16 protein-coding genes are annotated in these 24,309 nt (G+C 41.1%); 2 read left to right on the top strand and 14 right to left on the bottom strand.

Features of this window, described 5'->3' with window-relative positions; all coding sequences use genetic code 11:
- Positions 1-191: 191 nt before the first annotated feature.
- Positions 192-3,446 carry a S41 family peptidase gene (locus BVH04_RS22760; RefSeq protein WP_086543765.1) on the top strand — a complete coding sequence of 1,085 codons (3,255 nt, stop codon included), beginning with the start codon at positions 192-194 and terminating at the stop codon, positions 3,444-3,446.
- A 1,053-nt stretch (positions 3,447-4,499) separates the two neighbouring features.
- Positions 4,500-9,887 carry a CHAT domain-containing protein gene (locus BVH04_RS22755; protein ID WP_086543764.1) on the top strand — a complete coding sequence of 1,796 codons (5,388 nt, stop codon included), beginning with the start codon at positions 4,500-4,502 and terminating at the stop codon, positions 9,885-9,887.
- A 5-nt stretch (positions 9,888-9,892) separates the two neighbouring features.
- On the opposite strand, the gene BVH04_RS22750 is transcribed toward BVH04_RS22755, so the two are convergent.
- From BVH04_RS22750 to mnmA, 14 genes are all read right to left on the bottom strand, one after another.
- Positions 9,893-11,452, bottom strand: a complete 1,560-nt coding sequence (locus BVH04_RS22750) for a glycoside hydrolase family 99-like domain-containing protein (protein ID WP_086543763.1) — start codon at positions 11,450-11,452, stop codon at positions 9,893-9,895.
- A 173-nt stretch (positions 11,453-11,625) separates the two neighbouring features.
- Complete coding sequence (locus tag BVH04_RS22745) at positions 11,626-12,165, bottom strand: GNAT family N-acetyltransferase (RefSeq protein ID WP_086543762.1); 540 nt, start codon at positions 12,163-12,165, stop codon at positions 11,626-11,628.
- 297 nt (positions 12,166-12,462) lie between these two features.
- Positions 12,463-13,431: a transketolase family protein gene (locus tag BVH04_RS22740; RefSeq protein ID WP_086543761.1), complete on the bottom strand. Its 969-nt coding sequence runs from the start codon at positions 13,429-13,431 to the stop codon at positions 12,463-12,465.
- Between the two features lie 37 nt (positions 13,432-13,468).
- Positions 13,469-14,320, bottom strand: a complete 852-nt coding sequence (locus tag BVH04_RS22735) for a transketolase (RefSeq protein WP_086543760.1) — start codon at positions 14,318-14,320, stop codon at positions 13,469-13,471.
- A gap of 11 nt (positions 14,321-14,331) precedes the next feature.
- Entirely contained in the window at positions 14,332-14,781 is a 450-nt protein-coding gene (gene bcp, locus BVH04_RS22730) for a thioredoxin-dependent thiol peroxidase (RefSeq protein ID WP_086543759.1), read from the bottom strand.
- A 24-nt stretch (positions 14,782-14,805) separates the two neighbouring features.
- Positions 14,806-16,680 carry a M23 family metallopeptidase gene (locus BVH04_RS22725; protein ID WP_240511029.1) on the bottom strand — a complete coding sequence of 625 codons (1,875 nt, stop codon included), beginning with the start codon at positions 16,678-16,680 and terminating at the stop codon, positions 14,806-14,808.
- Complete coding sequence (locus BVH04_RS22720) at positions 16,667-17,278, bottom strand: fumarylacetoacetate hydrolase family protein (RefSeq protein WP_086543757.1); 612 nt, start codon at positions 17,276-17,278, stop codon at positions 16,667-16,669. The genes BVH04_RS22725 and BVH04_RS22720 overlap by 14 nt, the downstream gene beginning before the upstream one ends.
- Before the next feature lie 213 nt (positions 17,279-17,491).
- A complete protein-coding gene (locus BVH04_RS22715; RefSeq protein ID WP_086543776.1) occupies positions 17,492-18,133 on the bottom strand; it encodes an SGNH/GDSL hydrolase family protein in 642 nt (213 codons plus the stop codon).
- A 102-nt stretch (positions 18,134-18,235) separates the two neighbouring features.
- Positions 18,236-19,276, bottom strand: coding sequence for a S66 peptidase family protein (locus BVH04_RS22710; protein WP_086543756.1), 1,041 nt, complete (start codon positions 19,274-19,276; stop codon positions 18,236-18,238).
- Between the two features lie 576 nt (positions 19,277-19,852).
- A complete protein-coding gene (locus BVH04_RS22705) occupies positions 19,853-20,386 on the bottom strand; it encodes a PRC-barrel domain-containing protein (protein ID WP_086543755.1) in 534 nt (177 codons plus the stop codon).
- 263 nt (positions 20,387-20,649) lie between these two features.
- Complete coding sequence (locus tag BVH04_RS22700) at positions 20,650-21,240, bottom strand: hypothetical protein (protein ID WP_140160648.1); 591 nt, start codon at positions 21,238-21,240, stop codon at positions 20,650-20,652.
- Positions 21,230-21,733: an RNA polymerase sigma factor gene (locus tag BVH04_RS22695; RefSeq protein ID WP_169714493.1), complete on the bottom strand. Its 504-nt coding sequence runs from the start codon at positions 21,731-21,733 to the stop codon at positions 21,230-21,232. The genes BVH04_RS22700 and BVH04_RS22695 overlap by 11 nt, the downstream gene beginning before the upstream one ends.
- The gene (locus tag BVH04_RS22690; RefSeq protein ID WP_086543753.1) at positions 21,730-22,587 is read right to left on the bottom strand and encodes an alpha/beta fold hydrolase; all 858 of its coding nucleotides are present in this window, start codon (positions 22,585-22,587) and stop codon (positions 21,730-21,732) included. Before BVH04_RS22690 ends, BVH04_RS22695 begins: the two co-directional genes overlap by 4 nt.
- A 279-nt stretch (positions 22,588-22,866) precedes the next feature.
- Entirely contained in the window at positions 22,867-24,081 is a 1,215-nt protein-coding gene (gene mnmA, locus BVH04_RS22680; protein WP_086543751.1) for a tRNA 2-thiouridine(34) synthase MnmA, read from the bottom strand.
- Between the last annotated feature and the right edge of the window lie 228 nt (positions 24,082-24,309).

The raw sequence follows: 24,309 nt of genomic DNA, 5'->3' as shown, positions 1-24,309 counted from the left end.
GTTCCGATACAGTCTAATTTGATGTCTAATAGTTACTTTTCTCAGAATCAATCACTTAAATTGAATCTGCATCTGCTGGTACTATTTTTTCTATAAATTGGTGTTAACAAATGATTTTCCTTTCCAAATCCAACATTCTTTGGGGATGACCCTATTAACCTAGAACTATTAAATCCAATTATCTACAGACTATGAGAAAATTCATTCTTGGCTTGTCTATTTTGACAGCCCCATTTCTGAGTCATGGGCAGACAGATGCCCGACTGATGCAATTGCCAGATGTCTCTGAGACACAGATTACTTTTACCTTTGGGGATGATATTTGGGTGGTGCCAAAGCAAGGAGGCGTGGCGCAGCGACTGACTTCTCCCGCTGGTCCGGAGATGTATCCGAGATTTTCACCAGACGGCAATCAGATCGCTTTTTCTGCCAATTACAATGGGAATTACGATGTCTATGTGATGCCAACTGACGGGGGAGTTCCAACCCGCTTGACCTATCATGGAATGCCGGATTATGTACAAGGTTGGACACCTGATGGTAAATCAGTCCTCTTTACGTCAGGAAGGGAAAGTGGAAAAGAGCGATTTTCTCAGTTTTATACTATAGCCGCCAGCGGTGGTCTTCCTGCCAAATTACCAGTGCCTTATGGTGAGTTTGCTTCTTATTCTCCTGACGGAAAAAGCTTTGTCTATACAGACCGAAGCCGGGTAAATCGAAATTGGAAGCGATACCGTGGAGGTACAGCTCCTGATATTTTGATATTTGACTTAGCTGATTTCAAAACAGAAAATATTACAAATAATGCAGCAAATGACGAACTCCCAATGTGGATCGGCGATGCGGTATTTTACATGTCGGACAATGGACCAGAGAAGCGAAACAACCTCTGGAAGTATGACCTGAACACGAAGCAACATACTCAATTGACAGAGTTCAAGGATTTTGATATCACTTTTCCTTCTAATAGTGAAAAGGAGATTGTATTCGAAGCTGGTGGAAGCTTGTATCTGTATGATGTTTCTACCTCAGAATCCAAGCGGGTGGAAATTCAAATTATTTCTGACCAAAAAGCGATGATTCCGAAAATCGTCAGTACAGAATCTAATCTGATGTCTGCAAGTATTTCTCCGGACGGAAATCGTGTGATAGCCAATGCGCGCGGGGAGATTTTCAATTTACCTGCAAAAGAAGGCTTTGTCACCAACCTTACCAATACCTCGGGAGTGGCGGAGCGATATCCGGAGTTTTCTCCTGATGGTAAAAAGATCGCTTATTGGTCGGATGCGACAGGTGAGTATCAACTCACCATTAAAACGCTCGGTGCAGATTCTCAAACGAAAATACTTACCAAATTCAAAGATGGCTTTGGATACAACATCTATTGGTCACCAGACAGCAAAAAGATTGTGGCAGTGAATCAGGCAATGGAAGTAATGTTGATCGATGCAGCTTCAGGTGATATGCAGGTAATTGATAATGGCAAATACATGTTTGAAGGCGATTTGCGGGGTTTTGAAGTGAGCTGGTCGCCAGATAGCAGATACATGTCATATAGCCTTTCCAAAACCAACCGCGCCACTTCAGCACTTTATGTTTTTGATACCAAGTCAGGCAAAGTTTCTCAAATCACGTCAGGTTTCTACGCTGACCAAAGTCCGATATTCAGCGAGGATGGGAAATATCTTTTCTTCACAACCAACCGGAATTTTGATCCCCAATATTCCGACATCGATAATACGTTTATCTACTCGAATACATCAGGTGTAGCGGTAGGTACATTAAACAAATCGGTTCCATCGCTTATTTCTCTCAAAAATGATGAGATCAAAGTAGAAGAGGAGAAATCAGATAAAGAAGATGATAAGAAAGAAGATGATAAAAAAGATGACAAGAAAGAGGAGATAAAAGGAGTAGATTTTGAGATTTCATCTTTTGAAAACAGAATCGAAATGCTTGACATACCAAATGGAAATATAGGTGGTTTGGCTTCTTTGGAAGGAAAACTTCTTTACGTTCGTCTTCCAAATACTGGAGCTGGCGAAGATTCCAAAAGCAGTTTGGAGTTGTATGATTTTAAAGAAAAAGAATCAAAAACCGTCATAAAAGAGGTCGATGGATTTTCTCTTTCTGCAGATCGAAAGAAAGTGCTGGTTTTCTCCAAGGGCAAACTTGCCGTGATAGATCCTGCTCCGGACCAGAAAATCGAAGAAACAGTCCCACTTGGCGATATGCAGATGACCGTGATTCCTGCCGAGGAATGGAAACAGATATTTAATGATGTCTGGAGATTTGAGCGGGATTACTTCTACGATCCTAATATGCACGGTGTGGATTGGGAACTGATGAAAAAACGATATGGTGATTTGGTTGCGCAGGCTGGTTCCAGACGGGATGTGAATATTATCCTAGGAGATTTGATAGCTGAGCTGAACGCTTCGCACACCTATAATAATGGAGGAGATTTGGATTCTGGGCCGACTATGTCAGTTGGTTATCTTGGAGCCAATTTCAAACTTGAAAACGGTGCCTATAAAATTGAAAAGATAATCCAAGGTGCTCCTTGGGATGTAGAAGTTCGTTCTCCACTACTCAAGCCAGGTGTGGAAGTGAAAGAAGGCGACTACATTATGGCCATCAATGGTCAGCCGATTGACGCTAATAAATCAATCTATGCTGCATTACAAGGGCTTGCCGGCAAAACGGTGCAACTTACAGTGAACAGTTCAGCCTCAATGAACGGTGCTAAAACTTTTTTGGTAGAGCCGCTTGGATCTGAGGCAAGACTTCGAAATCTCGCTTGGATCAATGATTTTCGTACCCGTGTGGAGGAGGCGACCGACGGAAAAATCGGATACATTTTCGTGCCTAGCACAGGAGTGGATGGACAGAATGAGCTTTTCCGCCAGTTCTATGGACAGATGGAAAAAGAAGGAATGATCATCGATGAGCGCTTTAATAATGGAGGGCAGATTCCAGATCGATTTGTAGAACTTCTTGATCGGCAGCCATTGGCATTCTGGGCGGTTCGTGACGGACAGGATTGGGCTTGGCCTCCATCTGGTAACTTTGGGCCGAAAGTGATGTTAATCAATGGCTTTTCCGGTTCCGGTGGAGATGCATTCCCAGATTACTTCCGAAAACGTGAGATTGGCCCATTAATCGGAACACGTACTTGGGGTGGTTTGATCGGGATTTCCGGAGCACCATCCTTGATTGATGGAGGCTCAGTGACGGTGCCGACCTTTAGAATGTATGATCCAGATGGGACGTGGTTCAAAGAAGGTCACGGCGTAGATCCAGACATTGAAGTGGTTGAAGACTTTGAAAGCCTTGCCAAAGGAACTGATGCGCAGTTAGAAGCTGCTATCAAAGAAGTGATGCGTTTGCTAAATAGCAGTGATCGCTTCAAAGTACCTGCTAGACCAGCTTACGAGAAGCGATAATTCAGAAACGTAATTAGTAAATTATGTATATTCCCAATTGCACCAGTAGCCATATTTGCCTCATTATTTGGGATGGAAGATCGAAGACGGAAGACCGAAACGTACAATAATATGTTTTACACAAATTATATTCTGGTTATCTACGCCTACTGGCAACAAAGCGGATAATCATTTTAGTAAATAAATCTCTCCTTAGAATTGATTCTATGGGGAGATTTTGTTTTGGGGCATGGTATCATTCTCTAATAGGGATTAATTACTGCTGAGACCTTACATTAAAAACTTCCAACACCGAAGGTTTCTTTTAGTTTTAATCTTAATTCAATATGAGTATCCTCTTATCTGCACGTAGGTCCTTGGAATAAATGTTTGAAGTGCAAATTTGGCAATTCCCCCTTTCTTGAAGGGGGCTAGGGGGATTTTCTAATGCAAAAACCAGATATTATTACGGTGTACCTGCATTCATGCGGATACACATTTTATACAATATGAATCCTTATAAGTTCGACAGCTTCGCCATCATTTGGATTATTTTCTACCTTCCTTTCCCTACATTTCTTACGGGGATATTCATGGTTTGACTGCGTTTATAACATACGCGGATAATGAAATTTATTTTTTAAAAATAATGATCCCAACATGATTAAACCATCTAATAGCCATAGATGCAAACCATGGGAAAAGAGGAACCTTCTACCATCCCAGCCAAGCCAAACGAGGTTAAACCTGTTTCTTATTTACTTGAAGATATTGCCCACTTGAGTTATCAAACCTGATACCCCAAAACCTACTCTCATTACTTTGAATATTCTTTAAGTATCAGATTATTTGGTGTTAATAATTTTTTATTGCCTAATAAATTTTAATTTGTAGAGAGTTTTCAGATTGAATTGTCGTGTGAATTAGTCTAGACTTTCAATCAATTTTTGAAAATTCCGGGATGATTTTTTCTCATCTCTAACTTACCAATCGGGCAAAATATGCTATGTGTATAGCAAGTATTGCCTTCAATTTTTGAAAGGAAATTTTACCATTAACTAAAAATTTTTACTTATGGCTACTTTGAAAATTAAGCTTAAAGGACACAATCATTCTTCGTTCCACACTGGAGATGACAGTGGGTTTGACCTCTATAAATTTGATCAAGCATATACTGTGGAAAGCCCTACCAGAGGGGATGTGCCCGAGCAGATTCTAGAAATCAGTGATGATAGAATCGTCGAGTTTGAATTTGAAGATGATACAGTTTGGATGGGAGATAATGAATCGATCACCACACTTTTTCCTCAGGAGGTAAAGCGCTCAGCAGATGGAGATGAACTCTTTCTTCCCAACGAATTAGAATCAGATGAGCTGCAAAGGGGAGTCTTTAAAAAGGTAGCCATCAAGCTGGTGAAGGTTTTTGTGAAAAAGAAAATCATCAAGCCCAAGATGATTGAAATGGCAAAAAACCTAGAAGATAAGCAGTTGGCTTTCACTGGTGAAAACTTCAAAGAGGTAAAGTATGGTGTGTTGGCAGCTTGTTCACCGGATATTGAACTAAGCAGCCTTAAGTTCAACGATAAAGGCGAGGCGGATTTAGCTGTTACAAGTCGTTATTTACTTCTGCTGCACGGCACAGGTTCTTCAAGTTTAGGTTCATTTGGGGAACTCAAGGAATCCGAGGCGTGGAAGAAATTTATAAAAGGGTACGGTGTAGATCATTTGCTCACATTTCAACATAGAACGCTAACATCAAGTCCGCTACAAAATATATTTCAATTAATCAAAGAACTTCCATCCGGTATTATTTTGGATCTATTAAGCCACTCTAGAGGTGGGTTATTAGCCGATGTACTTGCTAGATTTTCAACTAGTTCAGAGGGATTTGATGATATAGAAAAGTCACTCTTAGCTCGTCATGAAAGAGAGGCCGATATGAAAGCTATCGAGGATATAAGTGATCTACTTAAAGCCAAAAAAATCACAATTAGGTCTATGGTACGTGTGGCATGTCCAGCTAATGGAACTACACTAGCTTCCAATCGCCTGAATATTTTTCTGAACGTCACTTTCAATTTGGCTGGATTGGCAGTAGGTCAAATAGGCAATCCAATTTTTATTGCTTTCAAGGAGTTTATAATGGAAGCGGTAGCATGTAAAGACGATGTAGATGTATTGCCTGGATTGGAAGCGATGAACCCCAATTCACCATTTATCAAAGCGCTGAATTACCAAGATTCAGCTATTAAGGTTGATTTCCCTCTTTATGTTGTTGGCGGAAGTAGTGAACTGAGTTTGGATTTTAAGACCCTCGTGGTGATACTAGGTAAGTTTTTCTTTATGAGGAAAAATGACCTGGTAGTAGATACTGAAAGTATGACTTGGGGCGCTAGACGTACTTCTGGGAAAGTGTTTGTGAGTATCGAGAAAAGCGGTGCTATTAATCACTTCAAGTATTTTTCAAATCCTGATACATTAAAGGCGGTGTTAGCTAGCCTTTCAGCTGAAGATGGCGATGTTCTTCAAGATTTTGAATTGAAATTAATAAATAGTAGTAGAGGAATAGCCGGAATAGAATCCGGGGCATATAAGAGGGACGATGTTTCTGGTCAGCGCCCGATAGCTATTGTGATTCCTGGTATCATGGGATCGAATATTGGGGACGCAGAAAAAGTAGGACATAAAGATGAATTGCTTTGGATCAATTATTGGCGCTTCGTCAGAGGAGAATTGGAAGGGCTAGCCTATGATGCTGACGTAAAAAGCAGTCTTTCCGCTCATTCCTTGATCAAAACTTCCTATGGAAATCTTGGAGAAAAGCTTGCTCAGACCTACGATATAGTCACTTTTCAATTTGATTGGAGAATTTCGCTGAAAGAGAGTGCAGCGCTATTGGATACCAAAATCCAAGAATTACTCAGCAAAAACCAACCCATCAAAATTGTAGCTCACAGTATGGGCGGAGTATTGGTTCGAGACTTTATCGTCTATCATCAGAAGACATGGCAAAATCTCAATAATTCCATTGGTTTCAGAGCTGTGTTATTAGGCGCGCCTCTTGGCGGATCTTATCGTATTCCATACGTGCTTTTTGGCAAGGATAGCCTCATTAAGTTGCTGGGAAAAATAGACATCATGCATTCTACCAAGGAGCTTTTGGCAGTATTCTGCAATTTCCCTGGAATTCTAAATCTCCTTCCCATGAGCAACAATACGAGTCTTCATGATTTCTCTGACAGGAGATTATGGGAAAGAATGCGTGCTGCCTCTGGCGATGATTCCTGGCCTATACCTTCAGTGAAGGTTTTGAAAGAATTCGGTGAGCATCAAAAGACGGTTTTGGAGAACGTAGATAAAATAGATTATTCAAACATCACCTATATAGCTGGACAAAGCGGAAAGAATAGTTTTACCGTCTCTAACCTTATTATAGAGAATGGGGAATTAATATTCTCTGCTACCAATGCCGGAGACGAAAGTGTTACCTGGATGTCTGGAATCCCAAAAGGTATCCATGACAAGAATCATGTGTACTATGCAAATGTGACACATGGAAGTCTTTCTAAGGAGAAGAACCTTTTTGCTGCCATAGAGGAGTTGCTTGTATATGGAAGTACCAAAAGGCTACAAAATAGTCTGCCAAAAACGCGTGGAGAAGAGAAAGATTTTGCACCAACAGAGACTGAGATTTTTGATATCAGCGAAGAGAATGTTTTGAATACCATTTTGGGATTGGAAGAGCAGGAGGAGAAATGGCAGGAAGAAAAGCCTGTGCTTATTTCGGTGAGTCATGGAGATTTGAAATATGCCAAATTTCCAGTGCTTGCGGGGCATTTCAAGTTTGATGCGATACTTACTACAGAACTTGCAATTGACCGTCAGCTAGGTGGTGAATTGGCTAGGTTGCATAGCTTAGGCTTGTACCCAGGTGATATAGGTACCAATCAGATTGTATTAAATGAAAATTTTTCCAATACAACTTTTAAAGGAGCTGTAATCGTAGGCTTGGGTGTGCCTGGGGAATTATCAGGATTTGCCCTGATGAATTCAATTGAGAAAGGAGTCGCAAGGTACCTGACTATCAAAAAAGATATGAACAGCAGTGACGCTCTCCTTAAGGAGAAAACCCCCGCTACTAATGGGATTTCGGTGATTGCCATCGCAAATGCGTTCGGCGGATTAGCTACAGAAAGTTCAGTCCGAGCTATTATTTTGGGTATTCAGCAGGCCAATAGAAATATACATTCAATTTACAAAGGGAAGATTAAAGGGATAGAGGAAGTAGAAATTGTTGAGATCTTCAATGATAAAGCATTGGCTATTTTGAAAACCATTCAGCGATTGGAAGTGGACGATAGCAAGGAATTTAATGTGGTGTTCAAAGAGAAAGGGCTTAACTATAAGCTGGGAAGACTTTGGAGAATTCCCTATGACAATTCAAATGACTGGTGGACAAGAGTGAGTGTTTGTCATGAAATGAAATTGAGAGATACGGATGAGTTTGAAGAAGTAATACGTATGTCTATCGCTTCAAACGGAGCAAGTGAAAAAGTGGAGCATATGCCTGCAAATGACAAGACACTTGAAGTCTTGCTGAAAAGAATGACCAAAGAAAATCAATATTCTCCCGAGATAGCCAAAACGATGTTTGAGCTCTTGATTCCATATCAATTCAAGGAGGAGGTGAAGAGACTCAATAACGTCTCTTGGATATTGGATTTGGCTTCAGCAGAATATCCTTGGGAAATGATCCAAGAAGATGTGGATGCCGTACCGCTATGTGTTCATACGGGTATGATTCGTCAGTTGACGACTATGGAATACCGCCAAAAATTAGCACGAGTAACGGCTAAAACAGCGTTAGTCGTAGGAGACCCGATGCTTGATAAGTATATGCCACAGCTTCCCGGCGCTAAGCGTGAAGCAGAGACTGTGGCCGGCATTCTCAGGAAAAATGATTATCAGATTCAGAGTTTGATTAGTAGTTCAGCTTCGGATATTATCCTCAAGCTTTTTTCCAGAAATCATAAAATCATCCATCTCGCAGGTCATGGTGTCTTCAAGTACGGCCCAAACCGCTCTACTGGAATGGTGATCGGCAATGACACCTTTCTGACACCCGCGCAGATAGCAGGGATGAGTTCTTCGGCAGAACTGGTCTTTGTGAACTGCTGCTACCTCGGATTGATGGATAGGGATTCAGAAGAGAGAAGCCAGTATAGAAATAAATTTGCAGCAAATATCGGTACTCAGCTGATCAACAATGGGGCTAGGGCAGTGATCGTGGCAGGTTGGGCAGTAGACGATGCAGCTGCGCTGGAGTTTTCTCGACAATTCTACGAGAATATGTTTGATGGATTGGGATTTGGTGAAGCAGTAAAGAGGGCTAGGAAAGAAATCTACAAGGAATATGGCCGCAGAACGAATACATGGGGAGCTTTTCAATGCTATGGAGATCCTTTTTACAAACTGACAGAAGTTGGCGTTTGGAGAGGAAATGAGGATGAGTTATTGGTGTGTGAAGAAGTAGAAATTGAATTGCAGAACACATTCGAGTCCATGTCTGCCAATGAGTATAACCATGAGAAAATACTCACTAGAATCGACGAAATCTTAGAGAAAATGCAAAGTAGAAATATGCTCACTGATAAGATTCAGGAGCTATCTGCCAGCATTTATTCTGGATTGCAGGAATATGAGAAATCTTGTGACTGCTATGAGAAATTGATGAAATCCAAAAAATCAGAATTTACCATCAGGAGTTTCGAGAGGTATAATAATACGCTAGCCAAACTTTCTTTACAGAAATTTGCCAATGGAAAAATAGATTTGAAAGAGGCAGTGAAATTGATCGATAAAGTGATCACCGATCTTGACGGGCTTAGAAGGCATTTCGGAGAAAGTACGGAAAGATGGAGTTTGATAGGAAGTGCATACAAGCGAAAGTTGCATATCTTGAGAGATTCTGCTACTAGCGATATAATGGACGCGCTTGCGCACTCTATCAATGCCTATAAGGAAGCAAGTATATTGTCTAAAAACACAGATGCCTATCCACTTACTAATTGGTTGACACTTGCACAGATTCAGATTTTGCAGGAAGGGAAAAAAGGGGACAAATCAATTGATTTGGATGCTAAGAATGGAATTCAAAAGATTTTAGATGAAACTAGCGATACTTCGGATGATTATTGGAAGATGGCTCACCAAGCAAACATACTTCTGACTCAATTCCTCATGGAAAATATTAAACCTAAAGAAGAAGATGCCAAAATAAAAGTGATCACCACTGCATATTTAAAGCTTTGGGAGCTTGCTGGAAATAGAGGACAAAAAGTGGCCGAACTAGAGCATTTTGAGATTATAGGAACTGTCTTAGGGAAAGTTGGGAATAAAAGGGCAAAAGATTTAAGCGATAAAATTATGGCGATCAAAAAAGAATTAAAGGAGGCTCTTTAACCTCCTCAGTTCCCAAATACACTCTGAATAGCCTCCAAATAATCGAATCCATGACCTTCGGTAGGTTCGATATAGTTACCTTCCAGATATTCGTTCCAGCAGCAGATCATTACCGTGTTTCCGTTGCTGGAACGATATTTTTTTGAAGTCTGCTGAGCATCTTTGAGCATAGCTGTGAAAGAGTTCTTATCACTGTGCACACGATCTTTTTGAGGTTCACTTGGGATACCTGATGGCTGAGGCCAAGTGCCGCCAGCTGGTCTCATGTCCCAGCCCATTGCTGTAGGAACTTGATATTCGAAATCCGGATCATTTTTGAATTTCTCGCTCCACATGTTCCAATGACCTTTATAGGTCTCTCGCATATCTTCAAAAGACTTATTGTCCTTGTTCATGAAGTTATGATACACATAGCCTGTCATGCCTTCGAATCCCATGCTTTTCAGCCTTGGGACATATTCTTGAAGAAGTTGTTTCTTTAGATATGTTCCACCTTCCCAAGGTTTTTGTGGATTATTGGGTTTCCAAAAGTTAGGGAGGCCATAAACCCGTTCGTTTTCAAGCATTGGCCCGGCAGTCACTGCGATAAATTTAATTCCAGGCAAACCTGCTTTTTTGGCTGTTTGCTGAGAAAGGTCCAGTAGATCCTTCAGTTTCAAATCGTAGTAAGCTGCCCGGGATTCTGCGTCCTGTGGAAAATAGAAATACACAAGTGGGCGACCGTCTTTTTCCTTTAGATAATCTCCACGACTGAAGTATTCATCGATCCAAAGCTGAGTGATTTTCTCATGGACTTTTAGGTATAGTTCTTTATCAGGCTTCTCACCTTCGTAGTTAGCTTCACGAGCAATCTCCTCAGGAGCTCCGACTTTGAGCCAAAGCATCCAGCGCTCATTGCTGTCGTCGCACCAATTGAGAGCCCATTTCATTTGCTTTTCTTTTGGCAGACTAGCATTTACTTCAAGCATTACCTTTAGCTGGTCTCCCCATTCTACCATACCAGGCACCGCAACTCGGCCACTGCGATTTTTATCTGTTTGCCAGCCTTTTGGGTAATACATTTTGGACTGAGGGCCGTAGTCTAGATGGTAATAATAATGCCGTCCATAAAACCAATTGTAAGCAAAGAAGTCAATGCCGTAGCTTTTCATGTACTCAAGTTGCTTTTTGATAACTTCTGGATCATCTCGCTTATAAAATCCTTTCAATTCTTTGATAGGCTTTCGGTCTAGGTACGGACCTTCATAAGAATACTTTGAGTTATAAATTCTTCCTTTTGGTCCCCAAATTCCGGGATTTTGTAAGCTGGAACAATCCACCTGACCGGTGAGGCAAGACCAAAAACTATCGCGATCTACAGCTGGATCAGGTGAAGTATTCCAAGAAGGCATAAAATATACACCGACTAATTCATCTTCGTCAGCATCACTGGGTTTGAGGAGTGCGCTAAAGTTGGTAAGGTCAGCTACTTGAGGAGACTTTGCTTCCGTTGTTTCTTTTGCGAAAAACAGGATGATGGAAACGATAATTATCGCCAATATAGAATAGAGTGCGGATTTTAGCATTAATGCATTTTCTTAAAAATAAGTGATTACGGTGGAATTTTGGAAATAGGATTATGGCCAAAAGTCGAGATCAGAATGATTATGCTGTTTTAGTTGGTGGGAAAATGAAGAGTTGTGGATAAATATGTTTGAATTATAAGTGCCCTTTTCGGCAGAAATTCCCTGCCTAAATATCACTTCAAACTTTTCCTTAAAATCTGGATTCCCCGATATTTTGGAAGCAACTTTTTGTAGTCTAAATGATAGGTGAAAAGCCACTCAAAACCCATTTTTCGATAGAAGCGTTGTGCTTGTAATTGTGTGTCCATGACTTCCAGCCATATGTAAGTAAGACTTCGTTCTCTCGCTTTAGACTCAATCATTTTCATAAGTTTAGCAGCGATTCCCTTGCCTTGATATTCTTTGCCAATGTAAATACGATGCAACTTTAATGAGTTTGGAAAGTCAACCAACTCAGGAGATTCGGGATAGCTATACTTTAGAATACCGATTTTCCAACTATCGTAAAGCACAAAATAATAATGGCTTTTAGGATCATCCAGATCTTTTTGGAAAGTCTCAGGATTATACATTTGTTCCAAATACCATTCACCTGAGTCTGACCAGATATGCTTGTAGGATGGAGTATAAATTTCTCGCATCAATTCAATAAGCTCAGGCTGGTCTTTTGCAGTGAGTTTTTGGATACTAATAGCTTCAGTAAGCTTAATCATTCAGATAGGCGGAAGTAGGATGATGTGTAACGAATGGCAATTAGCTGCGTTTAATTGCAGTTAATTCTTGCTCAAAGAAATGTATTTCAATTGTCTTGCCAAAATATTTTGAAATAGATTTCAATGCTTATTGGTAACCAAGAGTCAAAAGCCAAACTTCAAGAATGCCATTCACAATGCAATGGATAATACCATATGCAAGCACATATTGTTTAAAAAATAAAGGCTTAGCAAAGTGACTTGCTAAGCCTTTAAATTAGTCGTTTTATACACCTAGGAATAAACCCTATTTTATTATTACTTCCTTGCCAATACTTTCTTAGCAGCGGCTACAATATTTGCTGCGTTCAAGCCGTATTTCTCAAGCAACTGAGTAGGAGTACCTGACTCACCGAAGCTGTCATCTACACCCACATACTCCATTGGAGCTGGATTGTTTCTTGCCAAAGTTTGTGCTACGCTATCACCTAGGCCACCATTGTATTGGTGTTCTTCGGCGGAGACTGCACAGCCTGTTTTAGCGACAGAATCAAGAATTGCTTCTTCATCCAGTGGCTTGATTGTGTGAATATTGATCACCTCAGCGGAAATACCTTCACTTCTTAAGATCGCTTCAGCAACTACAGCTTCCCATACCAGGTGACCAGTTGCGAAGATAGTCACATCAGTTCCTTCGATCATTTTCCATGCTTTTCCGATCTCAAACTTCTGAGCTGGATCGGTGAAAATAGGCCAAGACGGACGACCAAATCTTAAGTACACAGGCCCTTCGTATTCAGCAATTGCAATAGTAGCAGCTTTCGTTTGATTGTAATCACAAGGATTGATCACAGTCATGTGTGGAAGCATTTTCATCATACCTAGATCTTCTAGGATCTGGTGTGTAGCACCATCTTCTCCTAGCGTCAAGCCTGCGTGGGAAGCACAGATCTTTACGTTTTTGCCCGAATAGGCAATAGACTGACGGATCTGATCGTACACACGACCAGTAGAGAAGTTTGCAAAAGTACCTGTGTAAGGAATTTTACCATTGATGGTCATACCTGCGGCGATGCCCATCATATTTGCTTCCGCGATACCGGTTTGGAAGAATCTTTCAGGAAACTCTTTTTGAAAAGCTCCCATTTTGAGAGAACCAATCAAATCAGCACAAAGCCCAACTACGTTTGGATTTCTACGGCCAGCTTCTAGGAAGCCGTCACCAAATCCTGAACGTGTGTCTTTTTTTTCTGTATAGTTGAATTTTAAATCCAATGTCTTTTCCATGTTTTCTTTTCGTTGAATGGTCTAAAAATAGCTTTAATTAAAAATCACCGATTGTTTCCGGTAATTGTCCCAAAGCGTCTTCCAATTGCTCGTCACTAGGAGCGATACCATGCCATTTGTGCGTTCCCACCATGAAATTAACGCCATAGCCCATTTCCGTATGAAGGAGATTCATTACAGGCTTGCCTTCACGAGTCAGGTTTTTAGCTTTTTCAAGACCTTCTAGTACAGACTTCATGTCATTCCCTTGAAGCGTATCTACGACTTCCCATCCGAAAGACTCATATTTTGCTCTCAAATCGATCAAATTCATAATTTCTTTCGTGGGACCATCGATCTGCTGTCTGTTGAGATCAATAGTTGCTATCAAATTATCCACTTTCCAGTGGGCAGCATACATTGCCGCTTCCCAGATTTGACCTTCTTCTTGCTCACCATCGCCCATCAAGACGTAGACGGTGCTGTCATCACCATCGATCTTCTTTGCTTGGGCGGCGCCGATCGCTACAGACATGCCTTGTCCTAGAGAACCCGAAGCAATTCTGATTCCCGGAAGTCCTTCTTCAGTAGCAGGGTGGCCTTGTAGTCTGGAATTCAGCTTTCTGAAGGTATCCATTTCTTTAGGAGGAAAATATCCTGATCTGGACAATACACTGTACCAAACTGGTGAGATATGACCATTGGAAAGGAAAAACAGGTCTTCACCTTTTCCTTCCATTTTGAAATTAGAATTATGATTCAATCGGTTGAAGTAAAGAGCTACGAAGAACTCTGTACAACCAAGAGATGCTCCTGGATGACCGGATTGAACCCCATGAACCATGCGGAGAATGTCTCGTCGTACCTGTAAAGCGGTATTTTCGAGTTGTTCGATTGATTGTTTTTCCATTACGGATAGGTTTAATTTAGGATTTGAGCTGTATGATCTTTTGTGTTTACTTTTTCGATTATTTCAGAGATTTTCCCTTCTTCATCGATTACAAAAGTGGTTCGGACAGTTCCCATATAGGTTTTGCCAAAGGTGTTTTTTTCCTGCCACGTGCCAAAAGCTTCGTGGACTTTCAGGTCGGTGTCAGCGATCAGAGAAAAAGGAAGCGCTTGCTTTTCTTTGAATTTTACATGCGACTTTTCTGCATCTGAACTGATTCCAAAGACTATATAGCCTGCCTTTTGCAAATCAGCGTAGTTGTCTCTCAGATTGCAAGCCTGTGCAGTACATCCGGGAGTATTGTCCTTTGGATAAAAGTAAAGAACTACTTTTTGACCCCGGTAATCAGAAAGCTTAATTGTCTCGCCAGTTTCAATTTTTGCTTCGAAGTCTGGGGCTAATTGCCCTACATTTAATGTCATATCTTTCTGTTTAAGCGGGCTAATTTAGCCAATCGTTCCTTTCCATTCAGCAGTATTGCCAGCTTTATCGGTAACTTTTAATAAAACTTCTCCCTTGAAGAGTTCATTTGTGAGTTTTTCAGACCAGATTACGGCCTGCTTATACTCATATCTCATCAGCACCCATTTGCCATTTACATATGCTTCATAGCTGTCAATACCTGATAAATCGTCCCGAATCACAAAGCGCATTTCCGATGAATTGACTTTGATTATTTTGATTGTGGGCTTGGTATTGTCTTGTAAAATGGAAATCTCTCCCAAATACCGGGATCCGAAATTCAATGTGTCACCATTCCATGTTCCTCCCAAAAAGGATTTGGAACCACCGGAAGTATAATAAGCATGAGAACGCTCTTTGTTTCCAGAAAAGCCTGGCAAATTCCAAAGAATATTCACCGCATTCCAAAGATATTCTCGATTACTATTTACAATCAAGCGCGGGGAAGAGGAAGATCCAGACTGAGAAACTCTCAAAAATAAATCATCCAAAACAGTATCGTGATTGAAATTCATTTGTACGTTTTTGTCGGAATAGAAAATTTCTTTTCCAGCAGGAATCAAGGCGTTGATACCTGGAATAATCACCTCAGTACAAATGTCAATTTCCTCGGGAATCCCAAATTCCATGTCCCAGAGGTAGGTGCGGCTATTTGCATCCTGATAGGCAGGAAGCATTTCAAAAGCATTAGCTCCCACGTAAAACTTAGCCAAACCGCCTTTCGGAGAGATTGGTGCTTTGATTTTTAAGATGTTGTTGATGTAATCCAGTGATGCTCGGGAAGGAGCAACCCCGTCATTTATATTCGTTTCCAGATCCTGACCTTGGAGGGTAAAACTGATCTGCCGCTCATTGCCATAAGCATCGCGAAGTTTCAGTTTGAATGGCTTTTTCACACCAGGTTCCAGTTCCAAATGACCGGAAGTTTCAGATTTCGGGGTGAAAAATTCAAACTTTAAGTTCTTCTGATAATAGAGTTTGGAATAGCTATTTTGATGCGTATGCTGAAGAAATTGTCTAGAATAGTTGAAATCAACCTTGTCCACGGTTAAGTTGAATACAGTGCCTTTTTCATCTGCAAGCTCAAAATTGGGAAAGCCATTTCTGTTGCTGGCCCCATCCAATTGATCGTAACTACGAATTTCAATTCCTACTTTTCCAGTGATTTTGATATCATTTGGCAGGCGATAATTTGATCCACTTGCCACAGGAGTAACTTCCAGTCTAGCGAATTTTCCATTCACGCGGGAATCTATATCCAGCGGTACGATTGCTATGCTCTGAGGAACAGGTGCGGTATTGTCTACTATATCGGAGAATCCAAATAGGAGAGGATCCATCGCCCGATCCAAACTATCGCGAATCTCAAAATGCAAGTGCGGCCCACCCGAGCCGCCGGTATTTCCGCTATCTGCTATCTTTTGGCCTTGCTTTACAGGTAATTCACCAGGTTCAGGATATACTTCCAACTCATTGGCTTTAGCTTCATACATTTTCTTGCGCATGTAGTCATTCAGCTCCTTGTTGAAACTTCGCAAGTGACCGTAAAGTGTGATTTTTCCATTCGGATGCTTCAGGTAAATGACATTGCCATAGCCAAAAGAAGAGATTTTGATCCGGTGTACCCAGCCATCTGCCGCTGCCAAAATAGGAAGACCTTCCTGACCTCCGGTTTTGAAATCCAATCCTGTGTGGAAGTGATTTGGTCTCAATTCGGCAAAATTTCCCGCCAGATAATTTCTGGTTCCGGGATTAATCGGATTAATAAAATAACCTTTATCCACTTCCTGGGCATTCAGCTCAAGCGTAGTGATCATTCCAAGAAATAATAGGGTGTAGCGTAGCTTACTTAATCTCAAAATCCAATAACTTTTTTGTTCCTATAAATCCTTCTAATTGATCTCCGATCTGCACCGGACCAACTCCCGCCGGGGTGCCAGTGTAGATGAGATCTCCTGTTTTTAGCATAAAAAATTGAGACACGTATTCTATGATCGTACCAAAGTCAAAAAGCATCAACGAAGTATTGCCTTTTTGGCGAGTCTCACCATTGATAGTCAAATGAAAATCTATGTTTTTCAAATCTTCAAACTCATCCACGGATATGAATCCTCCTATGGGAGCAGCGCCGTTGAAACCTTTGGCGATCTCCCATGGTAATCCTTTTGCTTTGCATTGATCCTGTAGATCACGTGCAGTGAAGTCTATTCCAAAGCCGATTTCATCAAAGTAACGATGCGCAAATTGCTTCTGTATGTACTTACCTTGTTTTGAAATCTTCAGAACCAGCTCAGCTTCGTAGTGAATATTTTTCGAGAAATCGGGATAGAAAAACGGAGCTCCATCTTTCAGAAGTGCAGTGTCTGGTTTTAGAAAAACCACCGGATTTCCGGGAGTCTCGTTTTTCAATTCCTCTATATGAGCCGCATAATTGCGGCCAATGCAAATAATCTTCATATTAATTAGTCTACTAATCTACGTCTTATTAGAAATAGAAAGGTTTTTATGATTTAGTAATCTGTATGTACGCTTTTCTGCCAGTAAGCAAATTCTCTTCGGTCAATGGGCTGGAAGACCGATGACCGAAGACCGAAGTAAACCAAAATTCAAGTTGTCTTTGAATTTTCGATCCTATAAATTTTCTACTGGCAAGATTCCGTATAATCACATTTAGTAATTTATCAATTGAACTTTTTCAAACAGCTTTTCAGCCCAAAGACCGTACATTTTTGCACTCGGATGCAATCCGTCGGCAGCAAGCATATCTGGTTGGGTGCCAAAACTCCTGTATTGTGCGGTGATGTCAATGTAAGTAACTCCATGCTTTTCGCAGATTTTAGATTTTAAACGATTATAAGCATCGATTTCATCGGCAATCTTACTTTTATTTCGTTCACTTTTCGCAGCAAAAGGAGTCACTCCCCAGTCTGGAATGGACAAAACCACCACATGATTCGTATTCGCAGCCGCAAAGCTAATTGCCTGTAGAAGCATATTTTCAAATTCTTCATTGAATTTAGATATAGGTAGGCCTCGGTATTGATTATTTACGCCAATTGAAAGAGTCACCAAATCGTAAGTTTCTCCTTCAATCGCGGCTCTATTTATTCCTTTTTCCAATTCCTCTACAGTCCAGCCTGTTTGTGCAATCACCTTCGGAGTGCTCCAGATTTTTTCAGTTTCAGAATTCAGTTTAGCAACCAGCTGGTTAGGATACCGTCCTGAATCACTGACACCTTCGCCGATGGTATAGCTGTCGCCAAGTGCTAAATAGGTGAGTTGGTCGGAGTTGTTGGTTGGAATTTCAATCATTGGTGAATCAGAATCATCTGGAAGCATATTCTTTGCGCCATTTCAGGAAAGAATCCCAAAAAGGATCAGAGGTAAATAGAAGACTTTCATAGATTGTGTTGACTATTGAAATACTGAACCAAGAAGTGAAATGGTTCCTTTGTCAGCATCCATAGCAACTTTCGCGCCTACAGGAATAATAAATTGTTTTGAGATATGACCGATCATCGCGCCAGAGTAGGCGGGAATATTCAATGGCAAAATGTAATCGTCAAGAATTTGATCCAATGTCAGCGAACCGTATCCTCCTCCAGGCTCACATTCTGAGCATTGCCCGAAGATAAAACCTTTGATTTGACCCAGCGTGCCATTTAGCTTTAACGTACTCATCATGCGATCCATTTTGTATGGATCTTCTCCCACATCCTCGATGAAAAGTATGGCGTCTTTGAAATCAGGGTAGTATGGTGAACCCGAAATCGCAGTCAAAACGGTCAGATTTCCACCAAGAATTTTCCCTTCTGCTTTACCGCTTTTAAGGGTTTGAATTCGGTTTGATTTGACCACTAATTCATCACTTTCATCATGAATATTCTCATAGATGACTTTTTCCTGACTAAAGAAAACCTTTTCGAATTGTTCCACATTAAAGCTATTCCAACTTCCAGTGCCCATAGGGCCATGGAAAGTGATTAGGCCTGTTTGAGCTTGAATTGCACAGTGCAAAGCTGTGATGTCAGAATATCCAAGGAGCGGCTTAGGGTTTTTGGAAATTGCCTTGTAATCAATCAATGGCAAAATCCTCGCAGCGCCCGAACCGCCGCGGATGCTCACTATTGCTTTCACGTCTTTGTTAGCAAACATTGCATTGAGATCAGCAGCACGTTCTTCATCAGTTCCAGCTAGATGCCCTCTTCGGTTCATTAGGTTTTTCCCAAGTTTCACTTCAAAACCTAAAGCTTCCAAAGTCTCTTTGGCATATGTGAATTGCATCCTGTCCGACGTTGCTGCAGAGGGAGAAATTAATCCTACCGTATCACCTTTTTTGATGGCCTTCGGCAAAAGTGTTTTAGGATCAAAAGATGAACTGGCAGAATCAAACGAAAGTATAGGAAGTGATCCGGCAAGAAGGCCAAGGGATTTGAGGAAAGCGCGTTTTTGCATCTGAGAAGGGAGTGTTTTCTGAAAGGTGAAAATAGGGCTTTTTTATTTTGGCAGCATTTTTTACCGCAAAGGATACAAAGAAAAAACGCAGAGGACGCAGCAGCTTTTGTTTAGCTCATTCAGGATTTGTAATCTTAGGAATTATTGTTCGTGGTCTAACTCCTCACAGGCCTCGGCTCATAGAAGTGTGAAGACCTCCTTGAACATTGAATTTGAAAATTGAAAATTGAGCATTTTTTACCGCAAAGGACATAAAGAAAAAACGCAGAGGTCGCTGCAGCTTTTGTTTAGCCCATTCAGGATTTGTAATCTTAGGAATTAAGGTTCGTGGTCTAAGTCATCACAGGCCTGGGCTCATAGGAGTGTGAAGACTGCAATGAAATAGGTCCAAGACAGACTTGAATAAATGTTTTTATTAGTATTAGACACAAAGCGCACGAAGGAAGCGCAAAGGCTAGTAGTGACTACCAATTTTGTCAGGTAGAGTAATCTCTAAAAAAGGGCAAAATTAGTTGCCTAACGAAAAAAGGCTAACCCAATTCTGGATTAGCCTTCTGGGATTTGCAGGGATCAGAATTATAAAATTGGATCTCCACCTCTTCGACGATCTGACTGCCGTTCTCCCCGATGGTCTGTTTCTAGAAATCCGTCACCAGATTCTTTATCTCGAATCCGGCTTGAGTCCGTATCATCAAATCGATCATCTTCACTGAAATAAGATTTATTTTGGTGATCGTAGCGTCCATAAAGACTGCGTGATTCCTCACTATAATAGGTCCTCATCCTGTGGATGAATTCTGCTTGCGGACCAGATGGCCAGTTATCATTGTCAAATCCAGGAGCATTTTCCAATGTCTCTTTGATTTCCTTAACGATGATCACATCTTCCTGATGAGGGTTAAATTCGAAGGATTCGAACGGTAAAGCCAGAAGCTTTGAACCTAGGTTCAGAAATCCTTCATCCACCTTTATTACAACATAATCAACTTCACCTGTAGAGGTATTGATCATGATATCTTTGATAGACCCGACTGATTCATCTCTTGCAGTTTTTACATTGCGTGAAACAGCATTCGAGCAACTGATTTGGGAATAATTTGAGTTATCCATTTTGTTAGTTGGTTAGTGAATTAATTATTTGATTCATTTTATCCCAGATCTATGCCATGGAATAATTCGCCTATGCGAGCGCATTAGGGTCATTTTATCAATTTCCCGATGTGAATGTCTTCCCCTTTTCGTGGAATGAAATTCCACTTTTTAGAAATGGATATGAGAAAAAGCTCAGTGACTTGAATCGTGGTTAAAATTTAGCAACACTCCAGACCTAGTTGCAATTATGAATAGTAGTAGTCATCAATCTTTACCACACTTCACGATTCGGGTTTTTGATCTAGCATCGCTTTCATCTGCTCGATCATCGGCTTCAGTTCCAGATCGTATTTTTTTACTTTTCTTCGTATTTGCCAATGCATAAAACCAGTTAGGGAAAGAGTCAAAGCGAGGTGGATGCCTACCCGGGTGATCGTACTCAATGGTTCGAGCAAAATATAATAAGAAATGTTGAGCGCCAGCAAAAGCAGAAAGGTGTACCCATACATATACTTTTTGGCGATTTGGTAGCGATAGCTCAATTTGGCGATTTGAGTCTTCAGGTATTCCTCATTGCTAAACCGCTCACTGGAGTCACTATTAGTTACTTTGGATCGAATCGCCATGCCCAACACCCAGATCATGGCAAAGGCGATGATGTACAAGCTGATTTCGATGCCGCGATTTTCTCTCCATGGCATAGACCAAAAGAGAAATCCAATCGTCAGCGGCGTGATGATCAACATGAATAGCTGCTCTCGGCGCTGTTTTATCTCCGTTTTTTTCAGCCCAGCCACTAAAGAGGTTAGGTCAAATTCCACAGGTTTTTGTGCCTGCCAGAGTTTCTGCATGTCTTCGAAATTATTTTCCATCGGGATTGAGCATTTGAGTGAGTGAGGTTTTGATACGGTTGACTTTCACGGCCACATAGTTTTCGGAGATGCCAGTCACCTCAGCGATTGTTTTGTATGGCGTATTTTCTAAGAGTAGCATGGCAATGATACGGTCAGTTTCAGCTAGTGAATTGATGGCTTCGTAGAGTTTTTGAAGCTGTACTTCCTGTTCCTGACTTATATTTTCAGGCTCAGCGAGATCCATCCCACTTGGAAGATCAGCTTTCGCTGGCTGTTTCTTTTCTTTCGCCGAGAAGGTAATGGCAGTATTGTATGCGACTCTATAGATCCAGGTACTGATGTCACTTTCACTTCGAAAGCTGTCCAGATGCTTCCATAGTTTTATCAAAATCTCCTGGAAAAGGTCATTAGCCAGTTCTCTGTCCTTTATGAAACCCAAGCAAAGACGGAAGATCTTGTCCTTGTGGGATTTGTAAAGGCGTTCGAACTCGATTTCCTTACTTTGCTTCATTTGACAAAGTTCTGGATTTGAGTCATAAACCATTCTGGATTGTCCCACATGATGAAGTGGTGTGCCGTAGGAGCCATTTTGATCTGCACGTTTTCTGCAAGTTGATACTGCAATTCAAAATTATCTTTGACAGATTCAGCGGTCATCCCGTAATCTTTACCCGAATACCAAGCACCTAATACGAGAATTGGAGTTTCTAAACTCTTGAGATTTGGTCTGTAATCTGTCGTCATCAACTCATAAATAGCTTGGCTAACCGTTCCCTGGTCACTTTTCATTGACCATTCTACTAACTCAGGAATTCGTGACTCCGTCGCAGTCATTATAGGCATGCTGGCCATTTGTTGTTTTTCAAAATCCTCGGCACTTAGATTTTCTATCGTAATCTTCATCTGCTTTGCCATTGGCTTCATCATCTCCACGGTGGACGTAGGATTAATAGCTGCGGAATAGAAAGGGTAGGAGTCCACTATTACTGCTTTTGAAATTAGATCAGGATACTCATTTGCCAACTGAAGAGATAAAAATCCTCCCAGACTATGACCGATCAGCGAAACCGGTTGGTCGAGTTGCTGGATGTATTTTGCAATCTCAGTTTTTATTTCTGAGAGAAATCCAGCGCTCAGATCGGTAGCTGGCTGGCCAGCAAAGCCAGGTAATGTAAGTATGTGACATTCGTTGGTTTTGCTAAGCTCCGCTACTGTTTCTTGCCATACATCTCCCGAAGATGCCAATCCCGGGATCAAAATAATTATAGGCCCAGAGCCGGAGACTTTCGTTTCGAAGGAGGTTTGGGCAAAAGAATAAGTGACTAATCCGAAAAGGAGGAAGTAAAGAATCAGTGATTTTTTCATGGCTTTTGTTGTTTTATGCTTTAGACCATGACTCAGCTGATTCCTTACAAAGTTTATAAATTATTTTCTAAAAATGTTTTTAAGCACCGATTTCAAACGGGTCCGGAAAGTTCACCAAACAAGGTTTATTCGGAGAACACATTGATTAGATACTGTCACAGTGCGACGATCAATTCTCAAATCCCAACTCAAGCTTTTGATAAAGACTGCGATGACCGCTACTTTGGTCATTGTAAGATAAATTCTGATATGTTCTTATAATCAGAAAGCCCGATATCTTTAGAAGATAGTACCCGACCCGATGCATTCCTCACCATCATACCAAGCTACGAACTGTCCCGAAGCCACGCCTTTTTGAGGTTGGTCGAAGATGACATACAAGCCATTTTCTTTCTGGATCAGCGTAGCTCCACTAAGGGGTTGTCGGTATCGAATACGAGCTTGATACCTTGCAGTTTCTCCAACATTAAGTTTCAGGTCTTCTCGAATCCAGTGAATCTCTTCGTTTTTGACAAATAGTCCGTCACGAAGTAGCCCAGGATGTGTCTCTCCCAAGCCTGTATAAATCACATTTTCCGTAGTATCGGTAGAGATCACAAATAATGGTTTTCCCGTGCCTCCGACATGAAGTCCTTTTCGTTGACCAACAGTGAAATAATGCGCACCATTATGCTCCCCCAATACTTTTCCCTCATTTTGAGAATAATGGATAGGAAGAGAAATGGAATCTAAAGTCTCCTGATCGTAATCTTCTGGAGCGAGCCCCGCAGGAATTTGATGGTTTTGATAGATAGGAAGCTCTTCCGGTATTTGGATGATTTTACCTTTTTTCGGCTTCAACTGCTGCTGAAGAAAGTCAGGTAATCGTACTTTTCCAATGAAGCATAGTCCTTGACTGTCCTTTTTATCGGCAGTGATGAGATCCATTTCTTTCGCTTTTATTCGCACATCGGGCTTTTGCATATGACCGATTGGGAAAAGCGCCCTGCTCAACTGACTTTGATTCAATTGGCACAGGAAATAACTCTGATCCTTGTTTGGATCTGCTCCAGCAAGCAATTTGTAGGTTTTTTTTCCATCCGCGCCTAGAGTTTCGCCTTTCTGGCAATAATGACCAGTGGCTACAAAATCTGCCTTTAGCTTTTCAGCAGCTTTCAGGAAAATATCAAATTTGATCTCTCTGTTGCAAAGAATATCTGGATTGGGAGTTCTGCCAGCTTTGTATTCAGCAAACATATAGTCTACAATTCTATCCTTGTATTCTTCACTTAGATCTATGGCTTGAAAAGGAATTCCTAATTTATCTGCCACAAGCATCGCATCAGTGGAATCTTCCATCCATGGACAGTCATTGGATATGGTGACTGATTCATCGTGCCAGTTCTTCATGAACATCCCGATGACTTCGTAGCCTTGCTCGATAAGTAGCTGAGCGGCAACGGAACTATCGACCCCTCCGGAGAGGCCGACTACTACTCTTGGTCTTGTCTTCATGTGCTGTAATAAGTAATGGATTCAAGGTCCATTAGGTTACAATGTTGGCAGAACAGCAATTTAGTTGAAATTGGTTCTGATTGGCACAAAGTTAATTCAAATCTACTTGGATTCTGCTGGCTGGTATTTGCCATAAACAGCATCCTTAAATTTTTTGTGTAGCCCGATTCCATCATAAGGAAATAGCTGCACGAAAAGAACAGCTGTAATTTCATTCTGCATGTACGC

This window comes from Algoriphagus antarcticus (genome assembly GCF_002150685.1).
GTDB lineage: Bacteria > Bacteroidota > Bacteroidia > Cytophagales > Cyclobacteriaceae > Algoriphagus > Algoriphagus antarcticus.
Note: the sequence above shows the minus strand (reverse complement) of the source record. Positions and strands in the feature narration are given on the sequence as shown.